We start from the raw sequence: 20,694 nt of genomic DNA, 5'->3' as shown, positions 1-20,694 counted from the left end.
CCGACCGGGAGAGACTGGGGAGGTGCGCGTGCTGCTGAAGATGATCCTCGACTGCGACCCTGATGCGGCGTGGCGCGCCATCCGGAGTCCCGCCGTTTTTCGCGAGGTGTCGAGCCCTCTGGTGGAGATCGAATCGCTCGCGGCCGACGGCTTCCCGACCGTGTGGGAGCCGGGTCAGCATCCGGTCGTCATGCGCGGAGGCGGGGTGATCCCGATGGGCAAGCAGATCATCCGGCTCACCTTCGAATCCGCGCAGCGCGGTGACGTGCGCATCCTGCACGACTCGGGTCAGGGCGTGACCGGAGCGGTCAGCGCCATCCGGCTCTGGGATCACCGGATGGCCGTGTCACCCGATCCGGCCGGCACCGGGAAGACGCTCTACCGCGACCAGCTGATCGTGAAGGCGGGCCTGATCACCCCCATCGCCTGGTACAGCCTCTGGGCGTTCTGGCAGTGGCGCGGTCGCAAGCTGCGAGCCCTCGCGCCCAGCTGGGCCTACGACTTTCCCGCACCAGAACTTGTGCAGGAGGAGACATCTGTGGAGGACAAGACATGAACGCACGCGCCACGACCGCACTCGAGACGGCCGATTGGCGCCGGCGCGTGTTCAGCCTCTACGAAGAGGTGCGCCGCCTGCGCGGAGTGGATGCCGTCGAAGCCCATGAATTCTGGCGCGAGGCGCGCGACGACCTGTTCCGGCTGCATCCGGCCTCCCCGCTTCTCCCTGAAGACCTCGAGGGCTTCGGCGGCCTGCCGATCGCGCCTTACGACCCCGCCTGGAGCTTCGAGGTCGAGATCGAAGAAGTGGCCGACGACGACCCGCGTCCCCGGCATTTCGACTTCGAGACCGGAACAGACGGAGTCGTGCCGTTCGACCTGCTCGGCATCGCGCGCCTCGAGGGCGTGGGCACGCTGGACGTCTGGCGCCTGACCTCCTACGGCGGCGGCCTCTTCGTGCCCGTGAAAGATGCGCGGGCCGGCAAGCGGGACGGCACCTACGGCGGCGGCCGCTACCTCGTCGACACCGTCAAGGGCGCAAGCCTCGACCAGAACGTCGTGCTGGGCGTCGGCAGCACCTCGACCCTCGTGCTCGACTTCAACTTCGCCTACAACCCCTCCTGCGCCTACGACCCGGCCTGGGCCTGCCCGCTGGCCCAACCGGGCAACCGCGTGCCTGTGCAAATACCCGTCGGTGAGAGCTACCCGGGAGACGTGCACTAGACTGAAGTCACTCGAGGGCTCGATTGAGAGTCCCGTGCGTCGAAAGAACGCTCCCTCTTCACTCTGATTCAGGAACCGCCGTCAGCATCGCTGAGACCGGCGGGGCGGATCAATTGCAGATACTTCTTGCGGCGAACGGATGCACCGTCGGTGCGTTCGCCAAACATCCGAGTGAGCCTTCTTTCCAGCTGTGCGCACCGGACTGATGCCTGAAAGGCACCACGTTGTCCAACACCCCCTCATCCTTCGGCGCGCTCGGCGTGCCCGCTCCCCTCGTCGCCTCGCTCACCGCGAGCGGCATCGTCGAGCCCTTCCCCATCCAGGTCGACACGCTTCCCGACACGCTCAACGGTCGCGACGTTCTCGGCCGCGGAAAGACCGGCTCCGGCAAGACCCTGGCCTTCTCCATCCCGATGGTCGCCCGTCTCGCGGGCCAGCTCGCCGGTGGCAAGCGCCGCCCGGGCCACCCCGTCGGCCTCATCCTCGCCCCGACCCGCGAGCTCGCCACCCAGATCGACGCGGTGCTCGCGCCGCTCGCCAAGGTCTACAACATGACCACCACCACCATCTTCGGAGGCGTCTCGCAGGGCCGTCAGGTCACTGCCCTGAAGGCCGGCGTCGACATCGTCGTGGCCTGCCCGGGCCGCCTCGAAGACCTCATGAAGCAGGGCTTCGTGTCGCTCGACGCCGTGGAGATCACCGTGCTCGACGAGGCCGACCACATGGCCGACCTGGGCTTCCTGCCCGTCGTCACCCGCATCCTCGACAAGACCCCGCAGTCGGGTCAGCGTCTGCTCTTCTCCGCCACGCTCGACAACGGCGTGGACAAGCTGGTGCGCAAGTTCCTCCACAACGAGGTGCTGCACTCGGTCGACGAGGCCAACTCCCCCGTCGCCGCCATGACCCATCACGTGTTCGAGACCGAGTCGGTCGAGTCGAAGCGCGTTCTCGTCGAGAAGCTCGCCTCGGGCACCGGCCGCCGCATCCTGTTCATGCGTACCAAGCACCACGCCAAGAAGCTCGCGAAGCAGCTGACGGATGCCGGCATCCCCTCGGTCGACCTGCACGGCAACCTCTCTCAGGTGGCGCGCGACCGCAACCTCGCCGCTTTCTCGGCCGGCACCGTGCGCGTTCTCGTGGCCACGGATGTCGCGGCCCGCGGTGTTCACGTCGACGACATCGAACTCGTCATCCATGTCGACCCGCCGGCGGAGCACAAGGCATACCTGCACCGCTCGGGCCGCACGGCTCGCGCCGGCTCGGCCGGTGACGTCGTCACCATCATGCTGCCCGCGCAGCGCAAGGACGTGAAGGATCTGCTCCGCAAGGCAGCCATCAACGTCACCCCCGAGGCCGTGAACGCCGACTCCGCGTCGGTCAACGCGCTCACCGGTGAGGTCGCCGCTTATGTGAAGCCGGCGCCGCGCACCACGAACGCGCTCCCGGCATCCGGGCAGCCGCGCCGCGGTGGCGGGTCGGGCGGCGGCTCCGGTCGCGGCAACGGCGGCAACGGTGGCGGGCGCTCACAGGGCGCCAACGCTCAGCGCAAGCGCGCCGGCCGCGACGGTGAAGGCCAGGGTCAGGGCGCCGGTTCGCGCCAGGGTGCCGGTTCGGGCGCGGGCGGCCGCGGTCGCGGCGGCAACGGCGGAAGCGCCGGTGGCGGCAGCCGCTCCTTCTACAGCACCTCGACCGATCGCCCGGCTTCGGGCTCCGGCGAGGGCGGCGGACGCCGTGGCGGCCAGGGCGGCTCCGGCGCGGCTTCGGCCGGTTCCGACCGTCCGCGCTCGTCGGCGGCGTCGTTCTCGGCCGGCAGCAACGGCGGCCGTCGCCGCTCGCGCTAGTCGCGCATCCGCTTCACTCCCGAACGGCCCGTCTCCTCGGAGGCGGGCCGTTTCGCGTCATCGGGTGGGCACAATTTGTCGCCATCGACGCGTTCGTGCGACGAATCGTGCCCACTCGATTCGGAGGCTCACTCAGGGCTTGGGTGGGGACTGGGGGTAGACCGTCTCGTGGCGGGCGAGTTGCGCCACGAAGGTCGCGATGCGGCGGGCGCGGGTTTCGTGGCGCTTGGCGTTGACGGTGCGGAACAGGATCGCGTAGCGGTTCTGGCTCGAGAGGGTGGCGAAGAACGCTTTCGCCTCGGGGTTCGCGTCGAGTGCCGCGACGAGGTCGTCGGGCACTTCGATGTTCTTCGATGAGGCGTACGCCGCCTCCCACCGGCCGTCAGCCTTCGCGCGTTCGATCTCTCGGAAGCCGCCGTCGCGCATCCGGCCCGCCTCGATCAGCGTCGCGACTTTCACCCGGTTGATCTGCGACCACAGGCTCTTGGACCGCCGCGGGGTGAAGGTCTGCAGAAAGAAGTCGTCGTCGAAGGAGTTGCGGCGCGCGTCGATCCAGCCGTGACAGAGTGCCACGTCGAGCGCCTCGAGGTGGCTCACCGTGGTGTGCGCACTCCCCTTCTTGGCGATGGCGAGACGCACCCCGTCTGACGAGTCGAAGTTCTCGGCGAGCCAGGCCTCCCAGGCAGCGGCGTCGTCGAAGTAGTGGATGTCGCGTTCGTCGATGATGCGCCTCCCGTCGGATGACTCCGAGGCTAGGGCAGACGTCCGACAGAGGCCAGAGCCGAGCGCAGGAGGCTGCCCCGACCGCCCTCCATCTCGGCCGAGATGGCTTCGGAGGCCGCTTCGTGGGGGGTCATCCAGGTGAGCTCGAGCGCATCCTGCCGCGGTTCGCAGGTGCCCGTGACCGGCACGACGTAGGCCAACGAGACCGCATGCTGACGCTCGTCGTAGAAGGTCGAGACGCCCGGCAACGGGAAGTACTCGGCCACCTGGAACGGCACGGGACTTGCCGGAAGCTGCGGGAACGCCATCGGCCCGAGATCTTTCTCGAGGTGGCGGAAGAGCGCGTCTCGGAGGGTCTCGCCGTACATCACGCGGCCGGAGACGAGCGTGCGGGTGATGGTGCCGCTCGATCCGACCCGGAGCAGAACGCCGACCTCGACCACCTGGCCGAGCCCGTCGACCCGCACCGGCACGGCCTCGACGTAGAGCAGCGGGAGGCGCTGCCGGATCTCTGCGAGTTCACTGTCGCTCAGCCAGCCGGAGTTGGGGTCGGGGGTGCGAACGCTCATAGTCCATTCTTACCCGCTCACCCGGTGCCGGGGCGCGCGACAGGCCCCCGATTACGCCGACGGCGAGAGGCGGTGCCGATGTCAGGGGCATGGGTGAGTATTGAGGCATGAGCGACGTGCTCGACAGATTCTCTCCCGCGACCCGCGAGTGGTTCCTCGGCGCCTTCGCGGCCCCGACGGCGGCGCAGGCCGGTGCGTGGAACGCGGTGTCCGGCGGAGACCACGCGCTCGTCGTCGCGCCGACGGGTTCGGGCAAGACGCTGGCGGCGTTCCTCTGGGCGATCGACCGGCTCTCCTCCACCATCACTCCGGGCGAACCCCGCTCCACGTCCGTGCTCTACGTCTCGCCGCTCAAGGCGCTGGCGGTCGACGTCGAACGCAACCTGCGGTCTCCGCTCGTGGGCATCACGCAGACGGCGAAGCGGATGGGCGCGGCTCCCCCGGTGATCACCGTGGGCGTACGCTCGGGCGACACTCCGGCAGCCGAACGGCGCAACCTCGCGAAGAATCCCCCCGACATCCTCATCACGACGCCGGAGTCGCTCTTTCTCATGCTCACGTCGGCGGCCCGCGAGTCGCTCGCGGCGGTGACGACGGTCATCGTCGACGAGGTGCACGCCGTCGCCGCCACGAAGCGCGGGGCGCACCTCGCGGTGAGCCTCGATCGGCTCGATCAACTGCTTCCCCAGCCGGCCCAGCGGATCGGCCTCTCGGCGACCGTGCGGCCGCGCGAAGAAGTGGCTCGCTTCCTGGCCGGCGGGCGGCCGGTGACCATCGTGGCGCCGCCGTCGAGCAAGAAGTTCGACCTTCAGGTGATCATGCCGGTTGAGGACATGACGCAGATCCCGCCCTCGGAGGCCGCGTCGTCGCTCGAGGGTTCGGCTGCCGGCGCCTCCGCACCTGAACAGGGATCGATCTGGCCGCACGTCGAAGAAGACATCGTCGACCGCATCCTCGAGCACCGATCATCGATCGTCTTCGCCAACTCACGGCGGCTCGCCGAGCGGCTGACCGCCCGGCTGAACGAGATCTACGCGGGGCGACAGCTCTGGGAGGAGCCGATCGAGGGCGCCGTCATCCCGGTGCCGTTCGACGACACCGACTCCGAGGCCGAGAGCGTGTTCGACAACGACGGCGAAGAAGCCGACGGTGCGGATGCAGGGCCGCCGGCCGCCCAGCCGTCGGCCGCCGGGCCCTCGGCCGCCCTGTCGCCGCCTGCCTCGTCGTCGACCCCTTCGCCGCCGGCATCCGTGTCGCGCCCGCCCGCGCAGATGATGGGGCAGGCCGGCCAGACCTCCGGCTCCGAGCCGGTGCTCGCCCGCGCCCACCACGGTTCTGTGAGCAAGGAACAGCGGGCCCTCATCGAAGACGATTTGAAGAGCGGGCGGCTGCGCTGCGTGGTCGCGACGTCGAGTCTCGAGCTCGGCATCGACATGGGCGCCGTCGACCTGGTCATCCAGGTCGAGGCGCCGCCCTCGGTCGCGAGCGGGCTGCAGCGCGTCGGGCGCGCCGGCCACCAGGTGGGCGAGATCTCGAAGGGCCTGCTCTACCCGAAGCATCGTGCCGATCTGCTGCACTCGGCTGTGGTATCGATCCGGATGTCCGCGGGGCTGATCGAGACGTTGGCGATCCCGGCGAATCCGCTCGACATTCTGGCGCAGCAGACCGTCGCCGCGTGCGCCCTCGAACCGATCGACGTCGAGGAGTGGTTCGACCTGGTGCGTCGGAGCGCCTCGTTCAGCTCCATGCCGCGTTCGGCATACAACGCGACGCTCGATCTGCTGGCGGGGCTGTACCCGTCGGACGAGTTCGCCGGGCTGCGGCCCCGCCTTGTCTGGGACCGCGATGCGGGCACCCTCACCGGCCGCCCCGGCGCCCAGCGTCTCGCGGTGACCAGCGGTGGCACCATCCCCGACCGCGGGCTCTTCGGCGTCTTCATGATGGGCGGTGAGCCGACGGATGCCGATCCGTCGACCGGCCGCGCCCGCTCCGCACCGGGCCGCCGGGTGGGGGAGCTCGACGAGGAGATGGTCTACGAGTCGCGCGTCGGCGACGTCTTCGCCCTGGGGGCGACGAGTTGGCGCATCCAGGAGATCACGCACGACCAGGTGCTCGTGACGCCGGCGTTCGGGCAACCCGGACGCCTGCCGTTCTGGCGCGGAGAGGGCCTCGGCAGGCCCGCCGAGCTGGGAGCCGCGATCGGTGAGTTCACGCGCACCGTCGCATCCGCTTCACCCGACGACGCAGCCGAGCTCGCCGAGAGCGCAGGGCTCGATGCCTGGGCCGCCGCGAACCTCGTGGCCTTCGTGACCGAGCAGCGGGAGGCGACCGGACACGTTCCGAGCGACAAGACGCTGGTGGTCGAACGGTTCCGCGACGAGCTGGGCGACTGGCGCGTCATCCTGCATTCCCCATTCGGCATGCAGGTGCACTCGCCGTGGGCGCTCGCGATCAACGCGCGAATCCGGGAGCGCCTCGGGGTCGACGCGAATGCGGTGGCGAGCGACGACGGAGTGGTGGTGCGGCTGCCCGACACCGAGAGCGAACCGCCCACGGCCGAACTGTTCCTCTTCGACCCCACGGAGCTCGAGCAGATCGTGACCGACGAGGTCGGCGGATCGGCGCTCTTCGCGTCACGCTTCCGCGAGAACGCAGCTCGAGCATTACTGCTGCCCCGGCAGAACCCGGGCAAGCGGTCGCCGCTCTGGCAACAGAGGCAGCGTTCGGCGCAGCTGCTCGAGGTGGCGCGGAAGTACCCGTCGTTCCCGATCATCCTCGAGACCGTGCGCGAATGTCTGCAAGACGTCTACGACTTGCCCGCCCTGCTGCGCATCGCGCGCGATCTCGAAGCGCGGCGCATCCGCGTGGTCGAGACCGAGTCGGGCGAACCGTCGCCGTTCGCGCGCTCGCTGCTCTTCGGCTACGTCGCCTCCTTCGTCTACGAGGGTGACAGTCCGCTCGCCGAGCGACGGGCTGCGGCGCTCTCGCTCGATCCGAGCCTGCTCTCCGAGCTCCTCGGGCGGGCCGAGCTGCGGGAGCTCCTCGACCCGGGAGTGATCGAGGACACGCAGCGCGAACTGCAACGTCTCGCACCCGACCGGCGCGCCCGAGACGTCGAGGGAGTCGCCGACCTGCTCCGGATGCTCGGACCCCTCACCACGGCCGAGGTGCGCGAGCGATCGCTCGAGTTCGATGTGGCGGGTGCGCTCGAGGAGTTGCTCACCACGCGCCGTGCCCTGCGGGTGAACTTCGCCGGCACCGAATGGTGGGCGCCGATCGAAGACGCGGGGCGGTTGCGCGACGCCCTCGGGGTGCCGATTCCCTTCGGCGTTCCCGACGCCTTCATCGCACCGGTCGAGCATCCGGTGCTCGACCTGGTGAGCCGCTACGCCCGCACGCACGGGCCGTTCCTCGCCCACGAAGTCGCCGAGCGCTTCGGTCTCGGCGTCTCGGTGGTGACGGATGCGCTCCGCCGGCTGGCGGCCGACCGGCGCGTGATCGAGGGCGAGTTCCGCCCGAGCGGCCTGGCCGCCGACGTCGCGCGCGTGGGCCAGGCCGGCGGCACCGAATGGTGCGACGCCGAGGTGCTCCGGCGCCTGCGGAGCCGTTCGCTCGCCGCGCTGCGGCACGAGGTCGAACCGGTGACGACCACCACGCTCGCGCGCTTCCTGCCCTCCTGGCAGCACGTGGGCGGGAGCCTTCGCGGGGCCGACGGGGTGCTCACCGTGATCGAGCAGTTGGCCGGGGTGCCGGTTCCGGCCTCGGCATGGGAGACCCTCGTGCTGCCCGCGAGAGTGCGTGACTACAGCCCGGCCATGCTCGACGAACTGACCGCCGCGGGTGAGGTGGTCTGGTCGGGGCGCGGGAGCCTGCCGGGTAGCGACGGATGGGTCGCGTTCCACACCCTCGACACCCTGCCGATGTCGTCGACGCCACCGGAGGAGCTCGATGAGACGCCCGTGCACCGGGCCCTGCTCGCCGCGCTCTCCCGCGGCGGGGCGTACTTCTTCCGGTCCCTGGCCGACGAGGTTGCGGGGGCCGTGATGGCGGAGGCGAACGATCCAGCCGCCGCCGTCGCGGGGGCGGGACTCCCGTCCGGTTCGGTCGCGGTCGACGACGCCACCATCGTGAGCGCCATCTGGGATCTCGTGTGGGCCGGCTACGTCACGAACGACACCGTCGCGCCGCTCCGCACGCTCACCGGCTCCGGAAAGTCGAGCCACAGCACGAAACGGCCTGCTCCGCGCACCCGGATGTACCGGGGCCGCGGCTTCGCCCGCGCCTCGATGCAGACCCGGGTCGGCCCGCCGACCGCGGGTGGCCGCTGGTCGCTGCTGCCCGAGCCGAACAGCGATCCGACCCTCCGGGCGCACGCGACGGCCGAGCTGCTGCTCGACCGCTACGGCATCGTGACGCGCGGATCGGTCGTGAACGAACGCATCCCCGGCGGCTTCGCATTGGCCTACCGGGTGCTCAGTCAGTTCGAGGAGAGCGGGCGCTGCCGCCGGGGCTACTTCGTGGAGACGCTGGGGGCCGCCCAGTTCGCGACGGGCGGCACGGTCGACCGTCTGCGTGGGTTCGCTCCGGATGCGGTCGGTCGCGACAGCGGGCGCGACCGGCCACCCGAGGCGCTCACCCTCGCGGCCACCGACCCGGCCAACCCGTTCGGCGCGGCACTGTCATGGCCGAGTGTCGAGGGCCACAAGCCGGGCCGGAAGGCCGGCGCGCTGGTGGCGCTGGTCGACGGGGAACTCGTGCTCTATCTCGAGCGCGGCGGAAAGACCGCGCTCTCTTTCAGCACCGACTCCGCGGTGCTCGAGATCGCGGCTCGATCGGTCGCTCAGGCGGTGACCTCGGGCCGGGTAGACCGGCTCGCGGTCGAACGGGTGAACGGCGACTTCGTGCTCGGCACCGCGGTCGGAGGCGCCCTCGAGACCGCCGGATTCACCGGCACGCCGAGAGGACTGAGACTGCGTGCCTGAGGGCGATACCGTCTTTCGCACCGCGCAACACCTCGACCAGGCGTTGGCCGGTCGTCCACTCACCGTCAGTGACGTGCGGGTGCCGAAATACGCATCCGTCGACCTGGTCGGAGAGACCGTGGAGGGGGTGGTCTCGCGCGGCAAACACCTGCTCACCCGGGTGGGCGACTACAGCATCCACACCCATTTGAAGATGGAGGGGTCGTGGCACATCTACCGTCACGGCACCCGTTGGCGGCGGCCGGCCTACCTGGCTCGGATCGTGCTCGAGAACACGGAATGGGTGACGGTGGGCTTCGAACTCGGGCTCGTCGAAGTGATCGAACGAGAGCGCGAAGACGATGTGGTGGGCTACCTCGGCCCCGACCTGCTCGGTGCGGACTGGAACCCCGACGAAGCCGTGCGGCGCCTGGCGGTGAAAGGCGACCGCGAAATCGATGTCGCGCTGCTCGACCAGAGCAATCTCGCAGGACTCGGCAATGTCTACGCCAACGAGCTCTGCTTCCTGCGAGGCATACTGCCGCACCGGCCGGTGGCTGAGGTGCGCGACCTGCCCGGGGTGGTGGCGCTGGCGCACCGGCTGATTCTGGCCAACCGCGACCGCGTGGAACGCACCACGACCGGCGACCTCCGCCCGGGGCGGCAGACCTGGGTCTACGGGCGGGACGGGCAACCATGCCGACGCTGCGGCACGCGCATCCGCCGCGGGTCGCTGGGGGCGAACGAACTGTCGCAGCGGGTGACGTATTGGTGCCCTGTGTGTCAGGGCTAGTTGCCGTGGGGCGCGTGCTTCGCGCGCGCTCCACGGGTCGCGCCGGTCCCTGCCCGGCGCTCCGCGACATGTTCCGGTGAGGTCGCTGACGCGGCCTCGCCGTCACCGTGGGTCGTCGAGTAGGGCCTGTTGCGGTTCGTTCGCGTTAGGGCGCTTGGTGAACGCACTGGGTGCGGCCCGATGCGTTCGTTCTCGGTACAGTTCTTAGGTGAACGCATCCGCTAACTTGTCGCTGGACGATGATGTCGTGGTGTGGTCGGTGCCGCGCGAAGAGGTGTCTGAGCGGCTTTCGAACGAGCCTCTCGTGGTCGTGATGCATGGGCGCGGGTCGGACGAGAACGACCTCGCGGCGCTCTTTCCGCTGCTGCCCGAGGGGGTCGTGTACGCCTCGCTGCGGGCGCCCCTGCCGGGTGCGCCGTACGGGATCGGTGGCTGGAGCTGGTTTCCGCCGGGCGAACCCGCCGATCCGTCGATGGCGACGATCGACGCCGCCGGGCACGCCGTGCTGTCCTGGCTCGACCGGGTCGAAGCCTCGTTCGGGGCGCCGCCCGCCGTCGCCGTTCTCGGGTTCTCGCAAGGCGGGGCGATGGCCGTGCACCTGATGCGACTGGCTCCCTACCGTTTCGCCGCCGCTGTGAATCTCTCCGGATTCAGCGCGTCCGGGTCTCTCCCGGGCGACGCCGAGTTGGCAACGCGTCGGCCGCCGCTGTTCTGGGGGCGCGACGAGGCCGATCCGGTGATCGCCGCATCCGGAATCCTCCGCACGGCAGCGTGGGTGCCCGAGTACTTCACCGTCACCGCAGCGCTGTACCCCGGAGTCGGCCACGGGATCTCGCCTCAGGAGCTGGCGGATGTGTCGGCGTTCCTCCGTGGCGTGCTGCCGGTCGATCCGGTCGACCAGGTTCCGGCCGACTGACGGGGCTCCGGATGGCGAAGAAACCGCGAGGTGCGGAAGGCGGCGCCGTTCCGACGACGGCGGCCACGGTCGCTCTGCGGGCCGCCGGCATCCCCTTCACCGGGCACGTCTACGTGCACGACCCGGCAGTCACCGACTTCGGTGGCGAGGCGGCGCGCGAACTCGGAGTCGAGGCGGAGCGGGTGTTCAAGACACTGATGGTCGACACGGATGCGGGGCTCGGCATCGGCATCCTCTCGGTGCGCGACCAGCTCGATGTGAAGGCTCTCGCCGCAGAACTCGGCGCAAAGCGCGCCGCGATGGCCGACAAGGCGGTCGCCGAGCGCAAGAGCGGCTACGTCGTGGGCGGAATAAGCCCGGTCGGGCAGAAGACACCGCTGCCGACAGTCCTCGACGAGTCGGCGCTCGGGTTCGCGACCATCTTCGTCTCGGGCGGACGACGCGGTTTCGACATCGAACTGGCACCGGTCGATCTGCTGCGCGCGGTGTCGGGGCGCAGCGCGCTCATCCGTCGGGGCTGAGGGCCCTGGGCCCGCGGACTCCTCAGGCCGGACCGTCGGGCGTGATGCCGTCGACGATCGACTGCACCCAGCGGCGGAGGAACACCGCACCCACCGCATCGTTCGTCGCACCGTCTTCGGGCGTCAGCACCCGATACTCCTTCTCCGGAGGTCCCTCGGTCGGCCGCACGTCGATGTGCACGACGTCGTAGCGCTGGCTGTGCAGCCAATCCGCCATCGCGTAGTCGCTGCGGGAGTCACCCATCGTGCGCCATGTGTGGGGCACGTGCCCCGTGCGCGCGAGGAGGGCGAGGGCGCGCTCGGCGCCGAGGTCTTTGCCGACACGGATCGATTCGATGTCGGTCGCGATGATCGAGGGATCGATCCGGAAGAGCACCCGACCATCCGCCGCCCGGAACGATTCGTTCCTCCACATCACGCCGAAGTCGAAAGTTCTGCACAGATCCAGCACCGCCCGGTCGAACTCGGGTTGCTTCGCGAGATAGTCGTCGGAGTGAACGTCGGTGCGCTGCTCGACCGAGATCATGGTGCGCTTCGAATGGTCGAAGAACATCCAATCAGAGAAGCGCGTAGCCACCAGATCGTCGACGGCACGGGCCAACTCAGGAGGAGGAACGAGGGTTTCATCGATGGACAGATCACCGATTCCAGCGGGTGTGATGCGAAACCACACCGCGCCCTTTTCACACACACCGAACACTCGCGCGTCTTCGCTCAGTCCGCCGTCGACCACGTACCCGACGACGCCCTTCTGCAGAGATCGGTCGGATCGCCCGGTGTTGAATACGATCGGCACCCCGGCGTTCGCAAGGGTCACGAGATCGGAGGCGATCGAGGGGATCGCGATCGTCCGGGCCACAGGGCTGGCGATCGGGCCGTCGACGTCGAGCAGCAGACCGAAATCGGGAGCGGGTGAGGTCACCCGCCCATTATCCTCGCCCCTCGTCGAGCGAGCGGCCGAACGCGGTGTGCACCCCCGGCGAGAACAGCACCGAGTCGGGAGGGCGATCGGCGAGTCCGGGGAAGCCGCCGGCGGCGAGCAGCTCGTCGTCGAGAAAGCGGAGTTCGGCATCCACGATCCGCCAGGGTTCGTGTTCGTTCGGGATGAATCGGGTGCGGCCTCTTCGGGCCACGTGCAGCCCCCATCGGGCGGTGAGAAACACGGCGAGCTCATCGTTCGAACGATCCTGGTCACGGGGTCGGGCATCCACCCGGCTGTGTGGCCCGGGCGAACCTCCGAATCCGTTGTCGCCGAGACGTTCGGAGCGATAACTGATGGTGCCGTCGGCCGCCGTCGAGATGCTCATGCGGGCCCAACGGTAGGGGAGTCCGAACAGGAGGTGAGCAGCCGAGACGGCCGCGAGCCGCGACGACTCGAGCGAGACGAACACGACTCCCCGCCGGCCCCGGTCGTCAACGGAGTAGAGCCGCACGTTGATCTCGGGAAAAGTTCCGGCATACGGGATCGGGCCGAGTGCTCGTGCACCCGGCGCGGTGGCGTTCGCGAGACGAAAAGGGATGAGCCCGACCCAGGCCGAGCCGTCGAAGATGTCCGGATGCGTGCCGGCCGGCAGGTGCGGAGCCACCGTCGCGGGGTCCACCCGCCAGTGCAAGAAGGTCAGCGACTGCCAGTCCTGCTCGTGCAGAGCACCGCTGACGAGGGGTGGGGCGTTGCGCGCGAGAGGCTCGACGTGCATCGGACGCGTCAGTCGTCGGCGTCGATGCCGATGACGGCGATCGTGATTCCGGGGGTGAGCAGGATGTCGGCCCGCTTGTACTTCCCTTCGCCGACGTTCACTTCCAGCCACGTCGGCACGGCCGACTCGACGGCGGCGCGGATCTCCTCTTTCATCTCGTCGACGTCTCGACCGGAGACCGAATACTGCTTCCCGTCGTACAGGATGTTGATCCGCTTCATCGTCGACCACCCTTCTCCGATCCCAGGGTACGCGTCCTCGCGCGGCGCGCATCTCGCCGACGGCGCGAATTGCCTCTACGCTCGGTGTGATGACGATCGCGACGCCTTACGAAGACCTCCTCCGCGAAACCCTCCAGCAGGGCACGCCGAAGTCCGATCGCACGGGCACCGGCACCCGGAGCCTGTTCGGGCGCCAACTCCGCTTCGACCTCTCCGAAGGGTTTCCGCTCATCACCACGAAGCGGGTGCACTTCAAGTCGGTGGCATACGAACTGCTCTGGTTCCTCCGCGGCGAGAGCAACGTGCGCTGGCTGCAGGAGAACGGCGTCTCGATCTGGAACGAGTGGGCCAATGCCGACGGCGAGCTCGGCCCGGTCTACGGGGTGCAATGGCGCTCCTGGCCCACGCCGACGGGCGAGCACATCGACCAGATCTCTCAGGTGATCGAGACGATCAAGACCGACCCGGATTCGCGCCGCATGATCGTTTCGGCCTGGAACGTCGCCGAGATTCCGCAGATGGCACTGGCCCCCTGCCACGCCCTCTTCCAGTTCTACGTGGCCGACGGCAAACTCTCCTGCCAGCTCTACCAGCGCAGCGCCGACCTGTTTCTCGGGGTGCCCTTCAACATCGCGAGCTATGCGCTCCTGACCCACCTGATCGCGGCGCAGACCGGATTGGCCGTGGGCGACTTCGTCTGGACCGGCGGAGACTGCCACATCTACGACAACCATGTCGAGCAGGTCGAACTTCAGCTGGAGCGGTCACCCTTCCCCTCACCGACGTTGCGGATCGCGCGTGATCGAGACAGCGTCTTCGACTACGAATACGACGACCTCGAAGTCGTCGACTACGTTCACCACCCCGCGATCCGCGCCGCCGTCGCCGTATGAGCGTCGCGCTCATCTGGGCGGAGGCCAGTGGTGGGGTCATCGGCCTCGACGGGAGCATCCCGTGGCATCTGCCCGAAGATCTCGCGCGGTTCCGGGAGCTCACGAGTGGTGGAACGGTGGTGATGGGTCGCCGTACGTGGGAATCCCTCCCCGACCGGTTCCGGCCGCTCCCCGGGCGCCGAAACGTGGTGGTCACCCGGCAGGCCGGGTGGCAGGCGCCGGGTGCCGACGTCGTGCACTCGGTGGATGCGGCCCTGGCCGGAGCCCGTGACGAGAGGGTGTGGGTGATGGGTGGCGGCGACATCTACCAGCAGGCGCTCGCCCAGGCCGATCGACTCGAGATCACTGAAGTCGACCTCGACATCGAGGGCGACACGTTCGCACCCGTGATCGGCGGGGGCTGGCAGCGAACGACGACGCCCGCATCCGGATGGCTCGATTCGCGCACGGGCCTGCGCTACCGTTTCGCCACCCTCACGCGTTAGCGCCGTCTGCTCCCTCGGCAGTTCAGTCGTAGACGTGTGCCACGTTCCAGTGCCGACCACCGTTGTGCCGCACCAGATCGAAGACGCGGCTGACGCCGTCTTCATCGGTGGCCTGGAAGCGCCAGGCCACGAAATCGGGAGCGTGCGTCGACCAGTACAGCCCCTCGGGCTCAGTGGGCCGGTCGGTGACCTTCCAGCGGCGACCGCGCCAGAGCATCCGCACCGGCACAGCAGCGTCGTCGAGCCAGAGTGTCGCCATCTCGGCGAGGTCGATGGTCGTCATGGGAGCCTCCAGACATTCGAAGATATGTTCGAGTTCCCACTCTCGCGCAGGCAATTGCGACACGCCAAAAGGAGCCACCAGTCGCGGCTTGACACCACCCAAGTTTGACATGACACCATTGTGGTGTCATTCTGGTGGCATGGAACTCGGAGAATACGTCAGCGATCTGCAGCGCCACTTGGTGGATGCTGCGGAGAACGGATCGGACGACACCCGCGCCGTGGCCGAGCGCCTCGTCGGCGCGCTGGATGCGGCGGCACGGGTGGTGCTGCTCGACGTCTTGTCGGCCGCCGCCGGTGAGATCACACGAGACCTCGCGCCCGGGTCGGTCGACCTGCGCCTGCGTGGGCGAGAGGTCGAGTTCGTCGTCGCCGCGCCGGCCGCTGAATCCGATAACGACAGTGGCTTGGCCGCCCCCGTCGACCTGAACGATGCCAGCACGTCGCGCACCACCCTCCGGCTGCCCGACGTGCTCAAGGCGCAGGTCGATGACGCGGCGGCGGCCGACGGCCTGTCCGTCAACACCTGGCTGGTGCGTGCCATCGCGGCCGGTCTCCAGCCCAAGCACCGACGATCGGCGCAACGCGCGCTGCGCACCGGCGACGACTTCGCCGGCTGGGCGCGATGACCGCACCCCTGCGCTAGCGGCCAGACCGCCCACCACACCACCTCGCAGCTCCAAGGCCCACTGAAAGGGAGGCGCCAGCATGCCTGCATTCCCCACCCCCACCCCCATCGACCTCGCCGTCAAATGGCAGGTCGGCGCCATCGAGGTCGTCGCCGGTGAGCGCTCCGACGCGGTCGTGACCGTGACTCCGACCCACCCCACCCGGGCGATCGATCGTCGGAGCGCCGACGAGACGACGATCGACTTCGACGGACGACGACTCACCGTCACGAGCCCGAAGCCCCGCCTCAGCTGGATCGGACCGACCGAGTCGGTCGACCTGAAGGTCGAACTGCCGGCGGGCTCTCGGCTCACCGCAGAGATCGCGGTCGGGGGCGTGCGCACCGTCGGACGCCTGGGAGCCACTCGCGTCAAGAGCTCGACGGGCCCGGTCGAACTCGACGCCGTCGGCGACTTGTGGCTGCGCGCCTCGCACGGTAACGCGACCGTCGGAACCGCCGACGGCGGGGTCGAGGTCACGGCCGACCACGGCCAGATCCGGCTGGGCGTCGTCACGGGAGATGCCGTGCTGAAGGCCTCCCACGGAACCATCATGATCGGCGAATCCGGCGGCGACGTCGAAGCCAAACTCTCCTACGGCGACCTCGAGATCTCGAACGCACGGGCCTCGGTCGCGGCGAGGACCGCCTACGGCGCCATCCAGCTGCACGAGGTCTCCGGCGGCTCCATCCAGGTCGAGAGCGGATACGGCCAGATCACCATCGGCGTGCGACACGGCGTGCCCGCCTGGCTCGACGTGTCATCGAAAGAAGGCCGCGTACGCAACGAGCTCGACAACGATCGGGCACCCGACGCGTCCGAGCAGACCGTCGCGGTGCGGGCGCGCACGCAGTACGGCGACATCGTGATCCGGCATGCCCGATGAAGGGGCGCTCTCCCGCAGAGCAACAGGCAGCACGATCCGACAGAAGGGAACGAGACACATGACCAGCACGGCGATCGACGTTCGAGGTCTCCGGAAGTCCTACCGCGACAAGGTCGTGCTTGATGGCGTCGACCTCCGGGTGATGGCCGGCTCCGTCACCGCGCTGCTCGGCCCGAACGGCGCCGGCAAGACGACGACGGTGCACATCCTCTCCACTCTGGTGCGGCCCGACGGCGGCACCGCGACGGTGAACGGATGCGACGTGGTGCGCGACCCCGATGGCGTGCGCGCCGCGATCGGTCTCACCGGGCAGTTCTCGGCGGTCGACGGCCTGCTCACCGGCGAGGAGAACCTCCTGCTGATGGCCCGGTTGCGCCATCTCGGGGCAAGAAGATCACGATCCCGGGTGGCCGAGCTGCTCGAGCAGTTCGATCTCGTCGATGCGGCCCGCAAGCCCCTCGCCACCTATTCCGGCGGGATGAAGCGACGGCTCGATCTCGCGATGACCCTCGTCACCTCGCCGAGCGTGATCTTCCTCGACGAGCCCACCACAGGCCTCGATCCGCGAAGCCGCCACACCATGTGGGGGATCGTGCGCAGCCTCGTCGCCGACGGCACGACAGTGCTGCTCACGACCCAGCATCTCGACGAGGCCGATGAGCTCGCCGATCGCATCGCCGTTCTCGATGGTGGCCGCGTCGTCGCCGAGGGCACGCCCGAGGAACTCAAACGCCTCGTGCCCGGCGGTCACATCCGGCTCCGGTTCGCGGATGCTGCGGCGCTCGCTTCGGCGTCGGCCCTCCTCGGCGAATCCGGTCGCGACGAAGCGGCGCTCATTCTCGAGGTGCCCTTCGCCGAGGCCGACGGTGGCAGGGTCGGCGCGTTGCGCGCGCTGCTCGACCGCCTCGATGCGGCCGCCCTCGAAGTCGACGACCTCAGCGTCCATACCCCCGATCTCGATGACGTCTTCTTCGCCCTGACCGGTGAGAAGGACGAGTCGACTCGGGTCGACACGACAGGAACCGCATCATGACGACTGTTGCCCCACGGAGATCTCCCCGTCCGCCCGCCGGAGCCGCCGCTCGTCGTTCGCACGTGGTCGCCGACGCGATCACGATGTTGCGCCGCAACCTGCTGCACATGGTGCGCTATCCCGGCTTGTCGGTCTTCACGATCCTCGGCCCGGTCGTGATCCTGTTGCTGTTCGTATTCGTGTTCGGGGGCACGCTCGGCGCGGGCCTGCCCGGCGTCGATCCGGGAGCCGGTCGCGACGCCTACGTCGCCTACGTCATGCCGGGCATCCTGGCGATCACGATCGCGGGCAGCGCCGGCGGCACGGCCACGACGGTCGCCATGGACATGACCGAAGGAATCACCGCGCGGTTCCGCACGATGGCGATCTCGCGAGCAGCAGTGATGGCGGGGCACGTGCTCGGCAACACCATCCAGGCGCTGATCGCCGTGACGCTCGTGCTGGGTGTGGGCCTTCTGATCGGATTCCGCCCGACAGCCGGACTCACAGAGTGGATCGCCGCGGCCGGCATCCTGGCGTTCATCGCGTTCGCGATCAGCTGGATCGGGGTCGCCATGGGCATGCAGGCGCGGTCGGTCGAGACGGCGAGCAACCTGCCTGTTGTGCTCGTCTTCCTGCCCTTCCTCGGCAGCGGATTCGTGCCGACCGACTCGATGCCGGCAGGGTTGCAGGGATTCGCGCAGTTCCAGCCGTTCACCCCGTTCATCGAGACCATCCGCGGGCTGCTGCTCGGCACGCCGCTCGGCTGGAGCCCCGTGCTCGCGATCGGGTGGTGCGCGGTGCTCACCATCGCCGGTTACGTCTGGTCGATGACGATCTACGAGCGCAAGTCGGTGCGCTGACACGGATTCGGCCACCGGTGGGCCGGCGGATTCAGGTCGCGGCTGCATGTCGCAGACCGGAGTACGTTCGAAGGTGAGCGGGGAGCGCAACCGGGATAAAGGGGGGCGCCCCCCGCTCTCCCCCGATGCTAGCGGAGCCCGGCCGCGGCCCGGAACGGCTTGACTTCGGCGGCGAGCGCGCGCGAAATACATCGCAAGGATGATCTCTGGCTCGAGGGCGGCGCGATCGCGTCGATCCGCTCGTTTCCCGCGGCCCGGACGTCTACCGTGGAGAGATGTTCCGCCCTCTGAAGCCCTACCAGCTCGGCTTCGACGTCGGTCTCGCTGTGCTCTGCGTGGGGGTGCGAGTGCCTCTCGGCTCACCTGACGTCGCTCTGGCCGTCGTGATCATCGGGATGGGTCTCGCGCTTGCACTGCGGCGGGTGAGCCCCGCCCTGGCCCTCGGAACGGCCTGGGTCTTCGCGATCGTTCAGATGGCCGCCTCATTGCAGCCGGATGTCGCGAACCTCGCGATCCTCCCGGTTCTCTACTCCACCGCCCGCTACGGAGGGCGCGTTCTCAAATGGGTCGGGTTGGCATCGGCCGTCCTGGGCGCTCTCTCTGCATCGCTCTATGTCACGCTCGGCACCTATTTTGCGGGCATGCTCGGCACGGTCGAATCACCCGCTCCGATGAGCGTGGTGGTGACCTTCTTCGCCTATCTGTTCGCCGCGATCGCGGCCCTGGTGCTCAGTTGGACGCTGGGATTGCTCGCCAAGACCTGGAGCACCGCGCGGGAGAGCCGGATGCTGCAGGTCATGGCCGAACACAAGGTCGCCGTCGAGCAGCAGCGCAACCGGATCGCTCGCGACATGCACGACGTCGTCGCCCACTCCCTGGCCGTCGTGATCGCCCAGGCCGACGGCGCGCGATACGCGATGGCGGCGGATCCCGGTGCCGCCGAATCCGCACTCACCACCATCTCCACGACGGCGCGGAGCGCTCTGGCCGATGTGCGCGTGCTGCTCGGCGAGCTCCGGCACGACGAGCCGACCGCACCGCAGCCGGCACTCGCCGATCTGGGGCGGCTCTATGAGCAGATCGGCGCGTCCGGTCTGCCGGTCGAGGTGGTCGAGACGGGAGCGCCCGCTGCGCTGCCGGCGGGCAGCCAGCTCGCCGTCTACCGGATCGTGCAGGAGGCCCTCACCAACGCGATGCGGCACGGTGAGCCGGGGTCAGGCGCCACGGTGCGTCTCGCCTGGCGCCCGGAGGCGCTCGACCTCCGCGTCTCGAGCCGGCTGCCCGCCCACGCCGTGCGAGCCGTCGGCCCCGGGCACGGCATCGCCGGCATGCGAGAGCGCGCCGCACTGGTGGGCGGCGCTTTCAGCGCGTCGCAGCAGGCAGGCCAGTTCGTGGTGGCCGCGACGATTCCCGTTTCCGACACGACGGCGCAGCCCGCGTGAGCGCGATCCGCGTCGCTCTGGTCGACGATCAACCGTTGTTCCGTGCCGGCATCAGGCAGATCGTCTCGTCACAACCCGACCTGGAGTTCGTGGGCGAGGCGGGTGACGGCGCCACGGGCGTCATGATGGTCGAGCAGACCCGCCCCGACGTGGTGCTGATGGACATACGGATGCCGGTGCTCGACGGCATCGAGGCCACCCGACGCATCCTGGCCCCCCGCACCGCGACCGCCCGCGTCGTGGTGCTGACCACCTTCGCCCTCGACACCTCCACGATGCGAGCGATCCAGGCGGGTGCGAGCGGTTTCCTGCTGAAAGACGCCCAGCCCGAGTTCTTGCTGGCGTCGATTCGCGCGGTGCACGCCGGAAACGCGGTCATAGCCCCCGCAGCGACCCGCGATCTCTTCGAGCACTTCATGGAGGGCGCCGGCACGACCCCTGGTGCGGGCATCGCCGAGGGCGGTCCGCGCATGCCCCCGTCGGAGGTCTACCGGCGCCTGACGGCCCGGGAACGGGAGATCTTCCTGCTCGTCGCGAGCGGGTTGTCGAACGCCGAGATCGCGCAGGCAGAATTCCTCAGTGAGGCGACGGTCAAGACGCACGTCAGCCGCATCCTGAACAAGCTCGAACTCCGCGACCGCGTGCAGCTGGTGCTCTTCGCGGTGACGCACGGTCTGCTCCGCCCGGCCGCCGGATAGAT

At 69.2% G+C, this 20,694-nt stretch carries 21 protein-coding genes; 15 read left to right on the top strand and 6 right to left on the bottom strand.

What is annotated here, in order from left to right; all coding sequences use genetic code 11:
- Positions 1 to 22 precede the first annotated feature (22 nt).
- The 3 genes from N1027_RS08470 (at position 23) to N1027_RS08460 (ending at position 3,062) form a co-directional block, all read left to right on the top strand.
- The gene (locus N1027_RS08470; RefSeq protein ID WP_259506922.1) at positions 23 to 556 is read left to right on the top strand and encodes a hypothetical protein; all 534 of its coding nucleotides are present in this window, start codon (positions 23 to 25) and stop codon (positions 554 to 556) included.
- Positions 553 to 1,221, top strand: a complete 669-nt coding sequence (locus N1027_RS08465) for a DUF1684 domain-containing protein (protein ID WP_259506921.1) — start codon at positions 553 to 555, stop codon at positions 1,219 to 1,221. The genes N1027_RS08470 and N1027_RS08465 overlap by 4 nt, the downstream gene beginning before the upstream one ends.
- Before the next feature lie 224 nt (positions 1,222 to 1,445).
- The gene (locus N1027_RS08460; RefSeq protein WP_259506920.1) at positions 1,446 to 3,062 is read left to right on the top strand and encodes a DEAD/DEAH box helicase; all 1,617 of its coding nucleotides are present in this window, start codon (positions 1,446 to 1,448) and stop codon (positions 3,060 to 3,062) included.
- 132 nt (positions 3,063 to 3,194) lie between these two features.
- Here N1027_RS08460 and N1027_RS08455 read toward each other — a convergent pair whose 3' ends face one another.
- The gene (locus N1027_RS08455; protein ID WP_504923084.1) at positions 3,195 to 3,770 is read right to left on the bottom strand and encodes a YdeI/OmpD-associated family protein; all 576 of its coding nucleotides are present in this window, start codon (positions 3,768 to 3,770) and stop codon (positions 3,195 to 3,197) included.
- A gap of 44 nt (positions 3,771 to 3,814) precedes the next feature.
- Positions 3,815 to 4,354 carry an NUDIX hydrolase family protein gene (locus N1027_RS08450; RefSeq protein WP_259506918.1) on the bottom strand — a complete coding sequence of 180 codons (540 nt, stop codon included), beginning with the start codon at positions 4,352 to 4,354 and terminating at the stop codon, positions 3,815 to 3,817.
- Positions 4,355 to 4,461: 107 nt separating this feature from the next.
- Between N1027_RS08450 and N1027_RS08445 the strand changes: the two genes are divergently transcribed.
- The 4 genes from N1027_RS08445 to ybaK all read left to right on the top strand — a co-directional run bounded on the left by N1027_RS08445 (position 4,462) and on the right by ybaK (position 11,545).
- Positions 4,462 to 9,336, top strand: a complete 4,875-nt coding sequence (locus N1027_RS08445; protein ID WP_259506917.1) for an Lhr family ATP-dependent helicase — start codon at positions 4,462 to 4,464, stop codon at positions 9,334 to 9,336.
- Positions 9,329 to 10,108, top strand: a complete 780-nt coding sequence (locus N1027_RS08440) for a DNA-formamidopyrimidine glycosylase family protein (protein WP_259506916.1) — start codon at positions 9,329 to 9,331, stop codon at positions 10,106 to 10,108. Before N1027_RS08445 ends, N1027_RS08440 begins: the two co-directional genes overlap by 8 nt.
- Positions 10,109 to 10,316: 208 nt before the next feature.
- Positions 10,317 to 11,024 carry an alpha/beta hydrolase gene (locus N1027_RS08435; RefSeq protein WP_259506915.1) on the top strand — a complete coding sequence of 236 codons (708 nt, stop codon included), beginning with the start codon at positions 10,317 to 10,319 and terminating at the stop codon, positions 11,022 to 11,024.
- 11 nt (positions 11,025 to 11,035) lie between these two features.
- A complete protein-coding gene (gene ybaK, locus N1027_RS08430; RefSeq protein ID WP_259506914.1) occupies positions 11,036 to 11,545 on the top strand; it encodes a Cys-tRNA(Pro) deacylase in 510 nt (169 codons plus the stop codon).
- Positions 11,546 to 11,567: 22 nt separating this feature from the next.
- On the opposite strand, the gene N1027_RS08425 is transcribed toward ybaK, so the two are convergent.
- The 3 genes from N1027_RS08425 to N1027_RS08415 are packed head-to-tail and all read right to left on the bottom strand — an operon-like array spanning position 11,568 to position 13,463.
- Positions 11,568 to 12,467: a hypothetical protein gene (locus N1027_RS08425; RefSeq protein WP_259506912.1), complete on the bottom strand. Its 900-nt coding sequence runs from the start codon at positions 12,465 to 12,467 to the stop codon at positions 11,568 to 11,570.
- A 7-nt stretch (positions 12,468 to 12,474) separates the two neighbouring features.
- Positions 12,475 to 13,242, bottom strand: coding sequence for a YqjF family protein (locus tag N1027_RS08420; protein WP_259506911.1), 768 nt, complete (start codon positions 13,240 to 13,242; stop codon positions 12,475 to 12,477).
- A gap of 8 nt (positions 13,243 to 13,250) precedes the next feature.
- Entirely contained in the window at positions 13,251 to 13,463 is a 213-nt protein-coding gene (locus tag N1027_RS08415; protein ID WP_259506910.1) for a hypothetical protein, read from the bottom strand.
- 89 nt (positions 13,464 to 13,552) lie between these two features.
- On the opposite strand from N1027_RS08415, the gene N1027_RS08410 reads away from it, so the two are divergent.
- Together N1027_RS08410 and N1027_RS08405 are read left to right on the top strand one after the other, a co-directional pair.
- On the top strand, positions 13,553 to 14,356 hold the full coding sequence (locus tag N1027_RS08410) for a thymidylate synthase (protein ID WP_259506908.1): 804 nt from the start codon (positions 13,553 to 13,555) through the stop codon (positions 14,354 to 14,356).
- A complete protein-coding gene (locus N1027_RS08405) occupies positions 14,353 to 14,841 on the top strand; it encodes a dihydrofolate reductase (protein WP_259506906.1) in 489 nt (162 codons plus the stop codon). The genes N1027_RS08410 and N1027_RS08405 overlap by 4 nt, the downstream gene beginning before the upstream one ends.
- A 22-nt stretch (positions 14,842 to 14,863) precedes the next feature.
- Here the strand turns inward: N1027_RS08405 and N1027_RS08400 are convergent, their stop codons facing one another.
- Positions 14,864 to 15,124: a hypothetical protein gene (locus N1027_RS08400; protein ID WP_259506905.1), complete on the bottom strand. Its 261-nt coding sequence runs from the start codon at positions 15,122 to 15,124 to the stop codon at positions 14,864 to 14,866.
- A gap of 139 nt (positions 15,125 to 15,263) precedes the next feature.
- Here N1027_RS08400 and N1027_RS08395 point away from each other — a divergent pair, with 139 nt between their 5' ends.
- The 6 genes from N1027_RS08395 (at position 15,264) to N1027_RS08370 (ending at position 20,692) form a co-directional block, all read left to right on the top strand.
- On the top strand, positions 15,264 to 15,752 hold the full coding sequence (locus tag N1027_RS08395) for a histidine kinase (RefSeq protein WP_259506903.1): 489 nt from the start codon (positions 15,264 to 15,266) through the stop codon (positions 15,750 to 15,752).
- A gap of 79 nt (positions 15,753 to 15,831) precedes the next feature.
- Complete coding sequence (locus tag N1027_RS08390; protein ID WP_259506900.1) at positions 15,832 to 16,677, top strand: DUF4097 family beta strand repeat-containing protein; 846 nt, start codon at positions 15,832 to 15,834, stop codon at positions 16,675 to 16,677.
- Between the two features lie 58 nt (positions 16,678 to 16,735).
- Positions 16,736 to 17,710: an ATP-binding cassette domain-containing protein gene (locus N1027_RS08385; protein WP_259506898.1), complete on the top strand. Its 975-nt coding sequence runs from the start codon at positions 16,736 to 16,738 to the stop codon at positions 17,708 to 17,710.
- Positions 17,707 to 18,552 (top strand): ABC transporter permease, encoded by an 846-nt coding sequence (locus N1027_RS08380; protein WP_259506892.1) that lies wholly within the window; start codon positions 17,707 to 17,709, stop codon positions 18,550 to 18,552. The genes N1027_RS08385 and N1027_RS08380 overlap by 4 nt, the downstream gene beginning before the upstream one ends.
- Positions 18,553 to 18,827: 275 nt before the next feature.
- On the top strand, positions 18,828 to 19,994 hold the full coding sequence (locus N1027_RS08375) for a sensor histidine kinase (protein WP_259506890.1): 1,167 nt from the start codon (positions 18,828 to 18,830) through the stop codon (positions 19,992 to 19,994).
- Entirely contained in the window at positions 19,991 to 20,692 is a 702-nt protein-coding gene (locus tag N1027_RS08370; RefSeq protein ID WP_259506889.1) for a response regulator, read from the top strand. Before N1027_RS08375 ends, N1027_RS08370 begins: the two co-directional genes overlap by 4 nt.
- Positions 20,693 to 20,694 lie beyond the last annotated feature (2 nt).

Source organism: Herbiconiux aconitum (assembly GCF_024979235.1).
Lineage (GTDB): Bacteria > Actinomycetota > Actinomycetes > Actinomycetales > Microbacteriaceae > Herbiconiux > Herbiconiux aconitum.
The sequence above is the reverse complement of the archived record's forward strand: the minus strand, read 5'-3'. Positions and strand labels throughout refer to the sequence as shown.